Origin of the sequence: Pseudomonas sp. UBA6310 (genome assembly GCF_002438225.1) — a bacterium.
GTDB lineage: Bacteria > Pseudomonadota > Gammaproteobacteria > Pseudomonadales > Pseudomonadaceae > Pseudomonas_O > Pseudomonas_O kuykendallii.
The window spans coordinates 25,905-40,074 of sequence record NZ_DJTK01000068.1; the positions used below are offsets into that span (position 1 = coordinate 25,905).

The following is a 14,170-nucleotide window of genomic DNA, read 5'->3' on the forward strand; positions in this document are numbered from 1 at the left end:
TCAGTTCTCCACGGAGACCGGAACGTCATGGCCGTGCCGCTTCAGCAGGGCGTGGCGCTGGGCGACCTTGAGGTCTTCGCGGACCATCTCGGCGCACATTTCCTGAACGGTGATTTCCGGGGTCCAGCCGAGCTTCTGCTTGGCCTTGGTCGGATCGCCGAGCAGGGTTTCCACTTCGGCGGGACGGAAATAGCGCGGGTCGACGCGGACGATGGTGTCGCCGACCTTCAGCGCCGGCGCCAGATCGCCCTCGATGCGCTCGACGATGGCCTGCTCGTCCACGCCCTCGCCTTCGAAGCGCAGGGTGATGCCCAGCTCGGCGGCGGACCAGCGGATGAACTCGCGTACCGAGTACTGCACGCCGGTGGCGATGACGAAGTCATCCGGGGTTTCCTGCTGCAGCATCATCCACTGCATGCGTACGTAGTCCTTGGCGTGGCCCCAGTCGCGCAGCGAATCCATGTTGCCCATGAACAGGCAGGACTCCAGGCCCTGGGCGATGTTCGCCAGGCCGCGGGTGATCTTGCGGGTCACGAAGGTCTCGCCACGGCGCGGCGACTCGTGGTTGAAGAGGATGCCGTTGCAGGCGTACATGCCGTAGGCCTCGCGGTAGTTCACCGTGATCCAGTAGGCGTACAGCTTGGCCACCGCATAGGGCGAGCGCGGGTAGAAGGGCGTGGTTTCCTTCTGCGGGATTTCCTGCACCAGGCCGTACAGCTCGGAGGTCGAGGCCTGGTAGAAACGGGTTTTCTTTTCCAGGCCGAGCAGGCGGATCGCCTCGAGGATGCGCAGGGTGCCCATGCCGTCGACGTCGGCGGTGTATTCGGGGGCTTCGAAGCTCACCGCCACGTGGGATTGCGCGCCGAGGTTGTAGACCTCGTCAGGCTGCACTTCCTGGATGATGCGGGTGAGGTTGGACGAATCGTTGAGGTCGCCGTAGTGGAGGACGAAGTTTTTGTTCTCGACGTGCGGGTCCTGATAGATGTGATCGACCCGCTGCGTATTGAACAGCGAAGCGCGGCGCTTGATGCCGTGTACTTCATAGCCCTTCTCCAGAAGGAACTCGGCCAGGTAGGAACCATCCTGTCCGGTGATACCGGTTACCAACGCGCGTTTTTTTTCCATTTTTCGAAGCCTCATGCATCCAAGTCGATAGGTAAAAGGAGTAACTCGCCACGCGAACGGATCAACCGGTCCGCGCTTTCTTGATCAGCATCGTCAACCGTTCGATAACGCCGAACAGGATCACGCGGATCGATGGGAACTTGTAGAAGAAGCGGTAGGTGTCGTACTCCGCTTTGGGGTCGGAGCGGGTGCCAGCCGTCAGCCTTGCCGTTTCGATGAGGGCGATGCCCTCGCCTTCGAGGTCATAAAGGATGCTCAGTTCCATCGGCTTCATCGACAGACTGAAATTATGCAGGCCCGCCTGCTTCGACCGGGTCAACTGCAGGCCGTTGGTGACGGTCTTGCAGCCGTACAGGTTGACGCTGAAATCGTAGGCGGCAAGCTTGCCGTTCAGCCGCTTGATGCTGGACGGCGACAGCTCGCAGTAGGCGTCGTACACCGCCAGGCTGTCCTCCTGGCGGGCGAAGCGATAGTCGCTGGCCTTGAGCTGGATCGGCACCTGGAACCGCGACGAGGCGATGTAGAAGTGCTCGCCCGGATCGCCGAAGTTGGTGCTCAGCGAACGGTACGGGTAGACGAAGTAAAGGTCGCGGGAAATGATGTAGGCGTTGTACAGCTTGAGCCACGACGACTCGGGCCAGGCACGGATATCGGCCGGGATGCCGGCGACATCGGAGATGTCGGTGCCGTGCGCGTCAAGCCAGGTACGGAAACCCTGCCAGTGCTTGCGCGACCACGCCTGCCCCCAGGACGCCGCCAGTTGCATGAAGTAGACGTCCGATCCGCCGTCGTCGATCGGCGTGAACGGCAGCGCGGCGGTCTGGTTCTGCTGGTTGCCGTAAAGGCTGATACCTGCCACCTGCGGCGCGTCGGCGTAGAAGTCCAGCGCCTTGCGGGCGTACTCGTAGAAGTGCGGAGACACGAACAGGTCGTCTTCCAGCACGATGATCTCGCCGTACTCCTCGGTCAGGTCGCCGCAACTGAGGATGTGCTGGCGCAGCCCCATGCGGGTCTCGCGCGCCATGATGCGTTTCTCGCCGAACGGCCAGTCGAAGGCCTCGGCGACTTTCAGCGGTTCCGGATTACCCGAATTATCCAGGCTGATGACAAGGCGGACGCCCTCGGACGGGTAGTGCGCCTTGCTCAGGGAGGTCAGCAGCCGGGCCAGGCTTTTCGGCCGGTTATAGCCGACAGCAACGATGGTGGGTGCACTCTGGGTCATTGGCGGAGCCTGTCTCTTTCGTAAGGAATACTGCTCAGTGGGCCGCCGTCGAGGACGGCCGATGGTTGTTCGCGGCGATCAGCACGGAAACGATGAGCGCCACGTAGATCAATACGCTGGCACCGGCGAAGGCCATCACGGTGATCAACGCGTCTTTCATCACCCAGGCGCCGAAGAAGAGCGCGCCGAGGCGCAGGGCGGTGCTGAGCATTTCGAAGACCAGGAAGCGTCCCTGCAACTGCAACGCGGGAATCGCCACCGTGCAGGGCCGGGTGATCAGCACCACGTATTCGGAAAGCGCCAGCCAGCGCGCGAACTCGCCCGCGGTGTGCCATTGATCACCGAAGACCAGGGCGAACAGCCAGGGCCCGGCGAGGAACACGAAACCGAAGGGCAGCAGCCCCACCAGCGCCAGCCCGGCGGTGGCCTTGGCCAGCATCGAGGTGATCGGCTCGTGACGCTGGATCGCCTGGCTGATCCGCGGGTAATACACGTCGGCGACCGACTTGCCGATCAGGTTGGTGGGCATGCTCAGCGCCTGCTTGCAGACGGTGAAGAAGCCCGCCGCCGCCGGTCCGAAGACCGATGCCAGCACCAGCGTGGGCAGGTTCTGCGAGACCGTGTTGATCAGCATCTGCGGGAAACGGAACAGCGGGAAATCGCTGTAGCGCCGCGCCAGCTCGCCGCTGCTCATCGGCGGCTCGAGATCGACCACCGCGTCGGCCCTGTCGCGGGTACGGCGAATGCCGATGGCCAGCATCACCGCCTGCAGCGCCGGCCCCAGCGCCGTGGTGATCACCAGCACCGCCGGTATCGCCATCAGGAAACCGCCCAGCGTCCGGATGCTGTTGTGCAGCAGGGAATGCGCGATGGCGATGCTGGCGGTGAGGCTGAAGCGCTGCTGGCGAATCAGCCACTGCTGAACGACTTCCAGCGCCGCGCCGAAGAACATCACTACCGGCAGCAGCATCAGGTACGGCGAGATCTCCTCGAGCCCCATCAGGTGCACGATCGGCGTACCGAACAACCCGAGGACCAGCGCCATCAGCGACGCCAGCACCACGGCGATCACCAGCGAGAGCTTGACCAGCCCGCGGGCATCGGCGTCGCGCTTGGGCAACACGATGGCGACCGGATAGGTCAGCGCGGCGATCGGAATGATCATCAGCGTGAGGCTCATGAACGCGCCGAGGATGCCGTAGGCTTCAGGCCCGTACAGGCGGGTGATCACCGGCATGAAGGCCATGGTCATGGCCTGCGCGCCGGCGGTTCCCGAAACCACCGTGATGATGTTGCGCAACAGCTTGCTGCGCATGCTCTGGTGCAGGAAGCCGCGCAGTTTGCCGCGCGGTTTTCCAGTGCCCCCGGTGGGGTCGACGCCGGTCATCAGCAGCTCGTTCTCAAGCGGCATTGATGGCCTTGCGCCCCATGCCGTAGTAGTCGAAGCCTTCGCGTTGCAGCTGGACCGGATCGTACTGGTTGCGCCCGTCGAGGATCAGCGGGCTCTTCAGCAGTTTCTTCAGGGCACGGAAATCCGGGTGGCGGAACGGCTTCCACTCGGTGACCAGCACCAGCGCGTCGGCATCGATGGCCGCTTCGTACTGGCCGTCGACGATTTCCAGATCGCCGTTGCTGAAATGCTCCGCGGGGAACTCCGCGCGGGCGGTCTCATGGGCGATCGGGTCGAACGCCTTCACCCTGGCGCCGGCGGCGATCAGGCTGTTGATCAGCACCACGCTGGGCGCTTCGCGCATGTCGTCGGTGCCCGGCTTGAACGACAGCCCCCAGACGGCGAAGGTGCGCCCGGCCAGGTCGCCGGAATAGTGGGTGACGATCTTGTTGAACAGCGACTGCTTCTGCAGGTCGTTGCGCGCTTCCACTGCCTGCAGCAGTTTGGGCTCGAAGTCGTTCTGGTGGGCGATGCTGATCAGCGCCTTGACGTCCTTCGGGAAGCACGAGCCGCCGTAGCCGCAGCCGGCGTAGATGAAGTGATAGCCGATGCGCTGGTCCGAGCCGATGCCCAGGCGCACGTTCTCCACGTCCACGTCCAGGCGCTCGCAGAGGCTGGCGACTTCGTTCATGAAGGAGATCTTCGTCGCCAGCATGGCGTTGGCGGCGTACTTGGTCATTTCCGCATCGCGGATGCCCATGTACATGATCCGCGGGTGGTTACGCACGAAGGGCGCGTAGAGCTCGCCCATGACGCGCTTGGCGTGCTCGCTGCTGCTGCCGATGATGATCCGGTCGGGGTGCATGAAGTCGTCCACCGCCGCGCCTTCCTTGAGGAACTCGGGGTTGGACACCACTTCGAAATCGATCTCCACGCCCCGCTGCTGCAGTTGCTCGGAGACGGCCGCGCGAACCTTGTCGCCGGTGCCGACCGGCACGGTGGACTTGTTCACCACGATGGCCGGGCGCGCCAGGTTGGCGCCGATCTGCTTGGCCACTTCCAGTACGTAACGCAGGTCAGCGGAACCGTCCTCACCGGGTGGGGTGCCGACGGCGATGAAGAATACGTCGGAACTCTTCATCGCCTCGACCAGCGAGGTGGTGAACAGCAGTCGACCGGATTCGAAGTTGCTGGTGACGACGTTCTCGAGGCCCGGCTCGTAGATCGGCAGGATGCCTTTCTTGAGGTTCTCGATCTTCTTCGGATCGACGTCGACACAGACGACGGTGTTACCCATTTCGGCGATGCAGGCGCCGGTGACGAGGCCTACATAGCCGGTTCCGATGACGGTGATGTTCATGGAGAGGTCCCTGATTTAGACAAGATGTAGTCGTGGCAGGCGCCGGGCGAACGGCGCCGCGAAGCGACGAGGCGGCCCTTGGGACCGCCGCGGCTCAGTAGATGTTCCGCGAGAACAGCGTGAAGGGCGTCTTGATCAGGATCTTGATGTCCAGCCAGAGCGACCAGTGATTGATGTAAGCGAGGTCTTTCTCGACCCGCTGCTGCATTTTCTCGACGGTCTCGGTTTCGCCGCGATGGCCGGTGACCTGCGCCAGACCGGTGATGCCCGGCTTGATTCGGTGGCGCGCCATGTAGGCCATGATCTTGTCGCTGTAGTACTGGTTATGGGTGACCGCGTGGGGACGCGGACCGACCAGCGCCATCTCGCCGCGCAGCACGTTGAACAGCTGCGGCAGCTCGTCGATGGAGGTGCGCCGCAGGAAGGCGCCGACACGGGTGACGCGAGGATCGTCGCGGGAGGCCTGGCGCACCACCTTGTCGTCCTGGTGGACGAACATGGAGCGGAATTTCCACACCTTGATCACTTCGCCGTTCCAGCCGTGCCGCGGCTGCAGGAAGAACACCGGGCCGGGGGAGGACAGTTTCACCGCGATCGCCGCGGCGATCAGCACCGGGCTGAGCAGCACGATGGCCATCAGCGCCAGGCTGCGATCGAGCAGCTCCTTGCTGAACACGGCCGCCGGGTGCGAACTGAGCGGGCTTTCGTTGAGGTAGATCGCCGGCAGTTGCTCGATCTGCGAGATCGACTGGTTGAGCAGCATCATGCTGCCGAAGTCCGGCACCCAGACCACATCCACACTCATGTCGAGCAGGTCGATGTAGAGGCTTTCGATCTGCGCGATCTTGTCCAGGTTCAGGGCAATGTAGACCCGACGCACGCCATTGCGATCGATGATGTTGCGCAGCTCGGAGAGGCCGGAAAGTACCGGGAACTGACCTTCCTGATGCGGCTCGGCGTCGGCTTCCGGCGCGATCAGGCCGATCAGCGGAACGCGGTTCGAGACGCTCAGGCGCTCGGCCAGGGTCAGCGCCAGCGGGCAGGTGCCGATGATCACCGAGGTGCGCTCGTTGCGCAGTTTGCGCGAGTGCAGCGAGGCCAGGTAGCGCAACGGAATGAAGCTCAGCGACTGCACGGCCAGGCCGAGCACGCCCCACAGCAGCACCAGCTCGCGGGAGAACATCTCGGTGCTGCCACTGACGAAGGCGATGAACATCAGCCCGCTGAGCAGGGTGAACCAGCCCGCCGCGAGACGGCCGAGGCCGGAACGGTAGCTGTCACGCTTGTGGTAGACGCGCCACAGCGTGTACGCCGGCACCGAGCCGAGGACCGTGAGGATCATCAGCACGCGGTACTCTGTCGGAATCTGGTCGTAACGCTGGTCGACCATGACATAGAGCACCAGGTTGGCCAGGGTAATGCCGCATAGCCATTGACCCCAGAAGGTAAGACCACGCCGGTTCACGGCTGGGTTGGTACGTTCAGCGATCATGATGATCCCTCTTTTTTACATATTTGCCGCTTTGCTCGGATGTCCTCGCTCAAGCTCCAGCAGAGCGGGACGTTCAGCCCTGCGCGTTGCGCAAGGCCATATAAATTCTGTGCTTCGGGGTAGCTGTAGCCGACGGTGCGGGCGGCGGCCTTGAGCGTCAGCACACGCTGTTCGGTGGTCAGCGATGGCCAGCCTTCGAAACCGATGCGAGCCAGGTCGCGGTCCATCTCGATGCGATTGGCGCCCAGGGCACTGGAGCGCGACAGTGCATCGGCGAACTCGTCGTCGAATGCCTGCTGGCTGAGCTTGGTGCTGGTCAGGCGCAGCCAGGTCCACGGCCAGCCCGGACGAACCGCCAGCGACGCGCGGTAGGTCTCCAGTGCCGCCTGGCGCGAGGCCTGCGCCTCGGCCGCACCGTAGGGTGCGTCGGCGTTTTCCCAGCTGAGCACCCGGCCGAGCCGATCGAGGTACTCGCCGTTGGGCGCCGGAAAGCGCTCGATAGCGTGCTCGGCGGCCTGGCGTCCCGCCGCCAGGGTCTCGGCGTCGGGCATGCCCTTGGCTTCCCAACTCTGCAGGAAGCGTTCGGCGCGATAGCTGTCGATGCCGGCCCGCATCATCGTCCAGGACAGACCGATCACCAGCGCGGCGAGCGGCAGCATGCCGATGCAGATGGCACGGTACAGCGGTGTCTGTTGGGCCGGCTCGGAGCGGCGCGACCTACGCTTTGCGGCGCGACCATGCGCCAGAACAGGAGACTCGGTCATGGGCGTTGTCTCTGTGGGGGTCCATGTGATTGATCAAGCGGTGGAAAGTTCGGCTTTCAGGTCGGCGGTCTGCGCAGCGAAATGGCCCTGCGCGATCTTCCAGGGCGTATCCAGCACCAGCGCCTCGGCCTTGCGGTCACCGACGATGCGCGACGCGTGATCGCGTCCGCAGGCCAGTTCCGGGGGTCGGTGCTGGAGGTTGTGGGCGTCGCTGGCGATGATCGTCGCCAGGTCTTCCTCGAGGATCGCGTGGGCCAGCCGCCGCGCCGGTTCGCCGAATTTCCCGGCGACCGATCCGGCGGTCAGCTGCAGCAGGCAACCCTGCAGCAGGAACGGCTTGAGCTTCGACGGCATATGCATCAGCGCCTTGTTGCGCTCCGGGTGGGCGATCAGCGGAACGATGCCCTTGCCGATCAGCCACTGGGTCATGCGCTCGGCGCCGAACGGAATCTCCGCATGCGGAAATTCCAGCAGCAGGACTCGTTTGCCCTGCCATTCGCCGAGGAACGGGATGCTGCCATCGCAGACGCCCTTCATCATTTCGCTGCCGAAACGGACTTCGGCGGCGGCGCTCACCCGCAAGTCGATGCCGGCGCCTTTCAGCGCGTCGGCGAAGGCCTTGCAGACCTGCCGGATGTTGCCGGCGTCGTTGTCGTAACGACCGGGATGCATGTGCGGCGTGCAGACCATGTGCGTGATGCCGTTTCCCACCGCCACGCGGGCGAGGGTAAGGGCGGTCGGCATGTCTGGCGCGCCGTCGTCGATACCGGGAAGCAGATGACTGTGCAGGTCGATCATGATGAGTGCGCTACGTGATGAATCGCCCGAGGGGTCCTTACGCTTTCTCTTCGCCGTTGCTGTAACCGTAGTGGTCGTAGTAGCCGCTGTAGCTGCCGTGCTTCGCGGCCTTCTGTACGTCCACCTGGTTGAGCACCACGCCGGTGAGCGGCGCGCCGCTCTGCAGCAGTTGGCCGATGCCTTTCTGCGCCAGCGGGATCGCCGTGCTTTCCGACTTGATCACATAGATCACCGCGTTGGCGAAGGTCGACAGCAGGGTGGCGTCGCTAACCGCCTGGCTCGGCGGCGAATCGACGATGATGCGGTCATAGCGTTCCTTGGTGATTTCCAGGAACTTCGCGAAGCGTGGCGAGGCCAGCAGTTCGAGCGGGTTCGGCGGCACCACACCGGCCGGCAGCATGTCGACATTGCCGACGGTCTGGATGCAGTCTTCGGCCTTCGCCGTGCCGGCGATCAGGTTGGCCAGGCCAGGCGCGCCGACCGGGAAGTCGAAGCTCTTGGCCAGGGTCGGCCGGCGCAGGTCGGCGTCGATCAGCAGCACGCGCTCCAGCTGGCCCATGGCGAACGCCAGGTTGGCGGCCACGGCGCTCTTGCCCTCGCCGGGAACGGACGAGGTGATTACCACGACCTTGTGCGGCTGGCTCATGTCGCTGAGCATCACGCTGGTACGAATGGTCCGGATCGCCTCGCAGAAGCGCTTGTCCTGGCTCTGCTCGAACTGGTGGGCGATCTGCATGCGGCTCTTCTTCGGGATCAGCGGGACGATGCCGAGTACCGGCAGGTTCAGCTTGGTCTCGACGTCTTCCGGCGACTTGAAGGTGTTGTTGATCACGTCCAGCAGCAGTGCCAGGCCGACGCCGACGACCAGCGACATGAAGGCCGCGATGACGATGATCAGGCGCTTGTTCGGCGCGCTGGGCTCGATCGGCGCGATGGCGGTATCGACGATGCGCGCGTTCGACGAGTTCATGTCCGAGGTCGCTGCGGTTTCCTGCATGCGGGTCATGAAGGTGTCGTACAGGGTGCGGTTGCTGTCGACGTCGCGCTGCAGTTCACGCAGCTTGAATTCCTTGCGCGAAATGTCCTGGATCTGCGCCTTGTTCTTGTTGAACGAGGAATCCAGCGAGTTCTCGTTGGCCACGGCCAGCTGATAGTTGCGCTCGATACCGGCGACGACCTGGTCGACCTGGGCCTGCAGGCTGGCTTTCGCCGCGCTGAGGTCGGAACGGGCGGCGATCATCGACGGGTGGTTTTCCCCGTAACGACGCGACAACTCCTCGACCTTGGCGCGGGCGCGGGCCTCTTCCGCCTTGAACTGCTGGATCAGCGGGTTGCTGAGCACCGCAGGGACGCTGGTCAGGCGATCGAGCCCGGCCTTGCGCATGGTTTCGACCTGGCGGTACTGGCTCTCGGCTTCGGCGCGCGCCCGGCGCGCATCGATCATGCGGTCGCCAGTGACCGACAGGGTGTTGGCGCTGATGGTGGACACGCCACCGACGTCCACCAGGCCTTCCGCTTCGCGATAGGCCTGCAGCTTGTCCTCGGCGCTTTGCAGGGTGGCGCGCAGCTCGGTCAACCGGGTGTTCATCCAGTTGGTCGAAGCCAGCGACATTTCCATCTGCGACTCGAGCTGCTTCTCGATGTAGCTCTGCGCCAGGGCGTTGGCGACCATCGCGGCGGTCAGCCGGTCAGGCATTTCCACGGCGACGTTGACCAGCTGGCTCTTGCCCTCGGCCCAGACTTCGGTCCGATGCATCAGGTTCTGGGTCACGGCATCGAAGATTTCCGCATCGGTCATCGGCTTGTCTTCGTCATCCCCACTGGGGACCGCACCGGGAATCAGGCTGTCGATGCTGAAGCGCTTGACCAGGCCGGCGATGTTGATCAGCGGCTGCGGCTGCTGGCGCGGATCGAAATCCGGGTGCTCGGTGAGGCGCAGGTCGCGAACGACCTTCTCCGCCACGCCGCGGCTCTGGATCAGGCTCAGCTGGGTCTGCAGGAACTCGCTGATGCCCGAGCTCTGGTCGGTGATCGGCTGGAAGGTCAACGGCTGGTTGCCCTTGGGTTCGATCATTACCGTGGCCGAGGCCTTGTAGAGCGGCTTGATGCTCATCATGAGCAGCGAGGTCAGCAGCGTGACCACCAGCACCAGGGTGAGGATCCCCCACTTGCGCGACCAGATGGCGCGCCAGATGCGTCGCAGGTCGATGAAGTCGTTGTCATCTTCCAGGGAGGCATGCGGCAAGGCCCGGTCCTTCTGGCTAATACTTTCCAAGATCATCAGAAGAATCCCTGCTCAATATTGATGGTGTCGCCCGGGTTCACCAGGGTGTCCAGCGTCGCTTTTTCAGGTTTGCGGGTGCTGTCGGCGCCGCGAATGATGGTCATGCGCTTGGTCGATGCGCGTTCGCTGAGGCCACCGGCCAGGGCGATCGCACGGTCGAGGGTCAGGCCGGGCTGATAGGGATAGCCTCCAGGCAACTTCACTTCGCCGCTGATGTAGAACTCGCGGTAATTGATCACGCTGACGGAAACGCGGGGGTCGACCAGGTAGCCGTCCTTGAGTTTCAGCGTCAGCAGCTTCTCGATCTCGCCGGTGGTCTTGCCCTTGGCCTGGACCTCGCCGACGAAGGGGTAGGAGAAGGTGCCCGCGTCGTTCAGGCGGATTTCGGCGAAGCTCAGATCGGGCTCGCCGAACACGTTGACCTTGATCACGTCGCCGGAGCTGAGGCGATAACCCGCATCGGCGGCGCTGGCGACGGCGCCATAGCCGAACAACAGGATCAGGCTGAAGAACTTGAGTAGAGTGCGAATGGACATGCGCGCGATTTCCTTGGCGAACTGACTGTTTCCGGCGTTGAGTGCCACCCGTGCTTCAGAGGCTGACATCGAAACTCACCATGTAGATGTTGCGGACGTAGCCCTCGGTATCGAGGCTGGAATCGTTTTTCAGGTGACGGTAGCCGAGCCCGATGTCCAGCCAGCGCAGCATGGCGTAGGTCACGCCGACGCCGTAGGAGCTGCGCTTGTCGGTACGGTCGACCGCCTCATACTCGCGATCGGAGTAGCGGTAGTTGAGGTCGGTGGCGATACGCGAGGTCCACTCGTGCTTCCAGCCCAGCGTGGTGGTGGTGTCGTGCACGGTGGTGGCGCCATCGTCGCCTTCGTCGAACGCGCGACGGGTGTCCAGGCTGAAGGTCGAATAGGTGCGCGGCTTGTAGGCGACACCCACTTCCCACATCGGGCTGGTGTAATCCTTGACGTCGCTCGAGTCGAAGTTCTTGCGTTCGGCACCGAAGCGGATCGCGCCGGAGGTCTTCTTGGTGGCTTCCCAGGTCGCGCCGACCAGGGCTGCCGTGTCGGTGCTGTCGCGCGGGCTGTTCTGCTGCAGGTAATCGAAGGTCGCGTGGCGCAGTTCGCCGAGCACACGGGTGCGTGCACCGAGGCGGTGGTACCAAGTGCCGACCAGGGCGGTGGAGTCGTATTCCTGGTCCTCGTTGAGATTGCCGCTGTTCTGATAGCGACGCTCCAGGTAATTCGCTCCGAAGTCCAGCTGGTTGCGCGCGGTCTGCGCGCCATAGGTGTAACCGACACCTACGTTCTTCAGCGTGTACTTGTCGTTTTCATCGATCTCGGCGGTGTCCGAGGTCTCTTCGACCTTGTGATAGCCGACATCCCAGCGCAGGCGATTGCGCGCGGTGAATTCCAGAACGCTCTTGAGCGTCAGGTGGTGATCGGTATGGCTGACCTGGGAATCCGAGTGGTAATTCTTGTCGTCCAGCTCGTATTTGAGCTGGTAGCCGCTTTTGCCGGTTTCCGCGCTCAGAAGGAAGGTCGGATTGATGTTGGTAATCCAGGAGGATTCCTCATCGGTCTTGCGTCCGCGAATGTTGTCGTCGTAGCTCTCGCTGACGAACAGGGTCGGCGTGAAGTCGAAGCCCGCCAGATCGATGCTCTGAGGCTCGGTGGCAGCGGCGTTGAACGACATGGAACCGGCGAACGTGGCAGCCATTACCTTGGGTATTTTCATAGTTGCTCGAATCCATTCTCACGAAGGAATAAGGACGATTGGAATACAGATGGACCGCGGTCCCGGGTCTTGGCCCGGGTACCGCGGCCATCACTCAACTTGCGCTAGCTACCGGGCCACCCGGGGCGCAGCCACCGGGTGTAGTGCCAGGATGGCCGTTCCAGTTGCCGTGCGAGGGCAACGAGGGCGCGTTTTTCAACTTGTCGTAAGCAGCCGCGAGGGTCAGACGCGCGAGCGCGTTGAGGTCCGCGAGGCTTTTCAGCGCAAGATGACTATCGACGGGGCTTGCCCACGGGCTGCTGTAGCTCTTGCTGATGATCAACTTGGAACCGAGATCGATCCGGCCCAGATTGATGCCACCGAAGTTGGTGGCAGAAGCATTGAACGACAGCGACGCGACGGAGGCGAAAGCCACGACCTTTAGCGTTTTCATCATGATTGGAGATTCCATTCACACGTTTTTATAAGAAGCACGCTGGCAAAACTGACCGGCTCCGTGCACCGAGCTCGGTCCCCGCGCCTCGACCGACTCTCAGCTTGCACTTGCTGCCGGGCCGGAGCTTCCCCCGACCCTTCCGCCTCCACCCGAACCAGGCGATGGAACCGAATTCGACGTATCCCGGCCGGTTGAGTTCCCCGGCGTAAACAAATTGCCACTATCCGCCGCCGGCCCCCCAGCGGCCGTGGGCAATTGCTCGGTGACATAGGCGACGATCAGCTCCGCATCCTCCGGCGAAGCATCGATTGCCGCGGCGATGATCGCGTCCACATTGGCCGGGCAGGCCTCGATCAGAGCGGCGATCGCCTGCAGCTGAACCTGGTCGCCTACGCGGGTCATTTGCCCGATCTGCTGCGCGCTGAGCGCGGTGCAATCGATATCAGCCGCCGTATCGCGCTCATCCGCGGCGAAGGCGCTCGCCGCGGCAACACTCAAAGCCAGAACCCATACGGTCACTGCATGGCGCATAGAAAACGTCCTTATCGTTGATACTGGCACTTGGCCCATCGCCAAACGACCGGGAAAGGCAGGGCCGACCAAGCGCATGGCAATAAAAAAATTTCGTTACGTGGTTTCTTGGAATTAGAGGTGACGCGAGATTGCCCTTCACTGGAACGTCCCCTGGTGGAAACGCAGCATTACAGTGCAGGGCCGCCCTTGGGGGGCGAAGAAGACAACAGCTGGAGCCAGGTGGCCGACGGGACCGTCAGGCACGCTACCGCCCCAAGGTTCGTCGTTTCCTTGAGAACGAGGCGGCGGCTCTAGCACTTTCTGGGTGGGACAAGTCGACAGCCCTTATCCCTGATCAATGCCTCGATACTACAGGAGATCGATGACAGTGACGTTAATCAGGCAATATGTATGCCCATAGTCAAAATATCGTCACACCGACAGGTGCGAAAGCTTCATTCTTACTTGCTGCTCGCGATGCAGGATGTTGAGCAGAAGAACCACCCGCTCATCTCCATCCATCGCCAGGAAAATCGCGTCCATATCCGCCAGCGGACCGGTCTTGATATGAACTTTGTCCCCAGGACTAAACACCACCTGCCCCGCATCCGCCGCACAGCGTGCCCTGAGTTGCTCGACGATCGCGTCATCGACCTGGCACGGATGCCCGCAAAACCCGATCACCCGGCTCACCCCACGCGTGGAGCGCAGCGCCGTCCAGTTGCCGTCGGCGGCGATCCGCGCGAACAGGTAACCCGGAAACAGCGGCTGCTCGGTACGGCAGAGCTTGTTCGCCTTGATGCTTTCAACCGATAGGGTGGGCCCGAAGCATTCGAAACCCTGACGACTCAGATGCTCGAGCGCCCGCCCGTCCTGCCGTGGCTTGCACTGAATCAGGTACCAGGCGATATCCGGCATCGCAATGCACTTATCCATAAGCTTCATCCAGTAAGGTCAGCTCTCGAAGCTCTATCGGATCGCCAGGCGCTCCGCTTCCGCGCAGGAAGACAGGGGCAAAAGCAGGTTCAAGTCCTGCCACC

At 63.0% G+C, this 14,170-nt stretch carries 13 protein-coding genes; all 13 read right to left on the reverse strand.

Annotation, left to right across the window (positions count from 1 at the left end; genetic code table 11):
• Positions 1–1,125 carry a GDP-mannose 4,6-dehydratase gene (gene gmd, locus B3E91_RS16810; protein ID WP_090224646.1) on the reverse strand — a complete coding sequence of 375 codons (1,125 nt, stop codon included), beginning with the start codon at positions 1,123–1,125 and terminating at the stop codon, positions 1–3.
• 61 nt (positions 1,126–1,186) lie between these two features.
• Positions 1,187–2,347: a glycosyl transferase family 2 gene (locus B3E91_RS16815; RefSeq protein WP_090224647.1), complete on the reverse strand. Its 1,161-nt coding sequence runs from the start codon at positions 2,345–2,347 to the stop codon at positions 1,187–1,189.
• A gap of 34 nt (positions 2,348–2,381) precedes the next feature.
• Positions 2,382–3,758, reverse strand: coding sequence for a lipopolysaccharide biosynthesis protein (locus B3E91_RS16820; RefSeq protein WP_287030596.1), 1,377 nt, complete (start codon positions 3,756–3,758; stop codon positions 2,382–2,384).
• Positions 3,748–5,097: a UDP-glucose dehydrogenase family protein gene (locus B3E91_RS16825; RefSeq protein WP_287030598.1), complete on the reverse strand. Its 1,350-nt coding sequence runs from the start codon at positions 5,095–5,097 to the stop codon at positions 3,748–3,750. The genes B3E91_RS16820 and B3E91_RS16825 overlap by 11 nt, the downstream gene beginning before the upstream one ends.
• A gap of 94 nt (positions 5,098–5,191) precedes the next feature.
• The gene (locus B3E91_RS16830) at positions 5,192–6,589 is read right to left on the reverse strand and encodes an undecaprenyl-phosphate glucose phosphotransferase (RefSeq protein ID WP_287030600.1); all 1,398 of its coding nucleotides are present in this window, start codon (positions 6,587–6,589) and stop codon (positions 5,192–5,194) included.
• Entirely contained in the window at positions 6,586–7,353 is a 768-nt protein-coding gene (locus tag B3E91_RS16835) for a hypothetical protein (protein WP_287030602.1), read from the reverse strand. Before B3E91_RS16835 ends, B3E91_RS16830 begins: the two co-directional genes overlap by 4 nt.
• Before the next feature lie 33 nt (positions 7,354–7,386).
• A complete protein-coding gene (locus tag B3E91_RS16840; RefSeq protein WP_287030603.1) occupies positions 7,387–8,151 on the reverse strand; it encodes a tyrosine-protein phosphatase in 765 nt (254 codons plus the stop codon).
• 37 nt (positions 8,152–8,188) lie between these two features.
• Positions 8,189–10,432 (reverse strand): GumC family protein, encoded by a 2,244-nt coding sequence (locus B3E91_RS16845; RefSeq protein WP_414708288.1) that lies wholly within the window; start codon positions 10,430–10,432, stop codon positions 8,189–8,191.
• The gene (locus tag B3E91_RS16850) at positions 10,432–10,971 is read right to left on the reverse strand and encodes a polysaccharide biosynthesis/export family protein (protein WP_090225192.1); all 540 of its coding nucleotides are present in this window, start codon (positions 10,969–10,971) and stop codon (positions 10,432–10,434) included. The genes B3E91_RS16845 and B3E91_RS16850 overlap by 1 nt, the downstream gene beginning before the upstream one ends.
• A gap of 55 nt (positions 10,972–11,026) precedes the next feature.
• Positions 11,027–12,181, reverse strand: coding sequence for an outer membrane beta-barrel protein (locus tag B3E91_RS16855; RefSeq protein WP_287030605.1), 1,155 nt, complete (start codon positions 12,179–12,181; stop codon positions 11,027–11,029).
• Positions 12,182–12,275: 94 nt separating this feature from the next.
• Positions 12,276–12,617 (reverse strand): hypothetical protein, encoded by a 342-nt coding sequence (locus tag B3E91_RS16860; RefSeq protein WP_273230829.1) that lies wholly within the window; start codon positions 12,615–12,617, stop codon positions 12,276–12,278.
• Positions 12,618–12,713: 96 nt separating this feature from the next.
• Positions 12,714–13,148: a hypothetical protein gene (locus tag B3E91_RS16865; protein ID WP_287030608.1), complete on the reverse strand. Its 435-nt coding sequence runs from the start codon at positions 13,146–13,148 to the stop codon at positions 12,714–12,716.
• A 414-nt stretch (positions 13,149–13,562) separates the two neighbouring features.
• The gene (gene rfaH / locus B3E91_RS16870) at positions 13,563–14,066 is read right to left on the reverse strand and encodes a transcription/translation regulatory transformer protein RfaH (RefSeq protein WP_287030610.1); all 504 of its coding nucleotides are present in this window, start codon (positions 14,064–14,066) and stop codon (positions 13,563–13,565) included.
• Positions 14,067–14,170 lie beyond the last annotated feature (104 nt).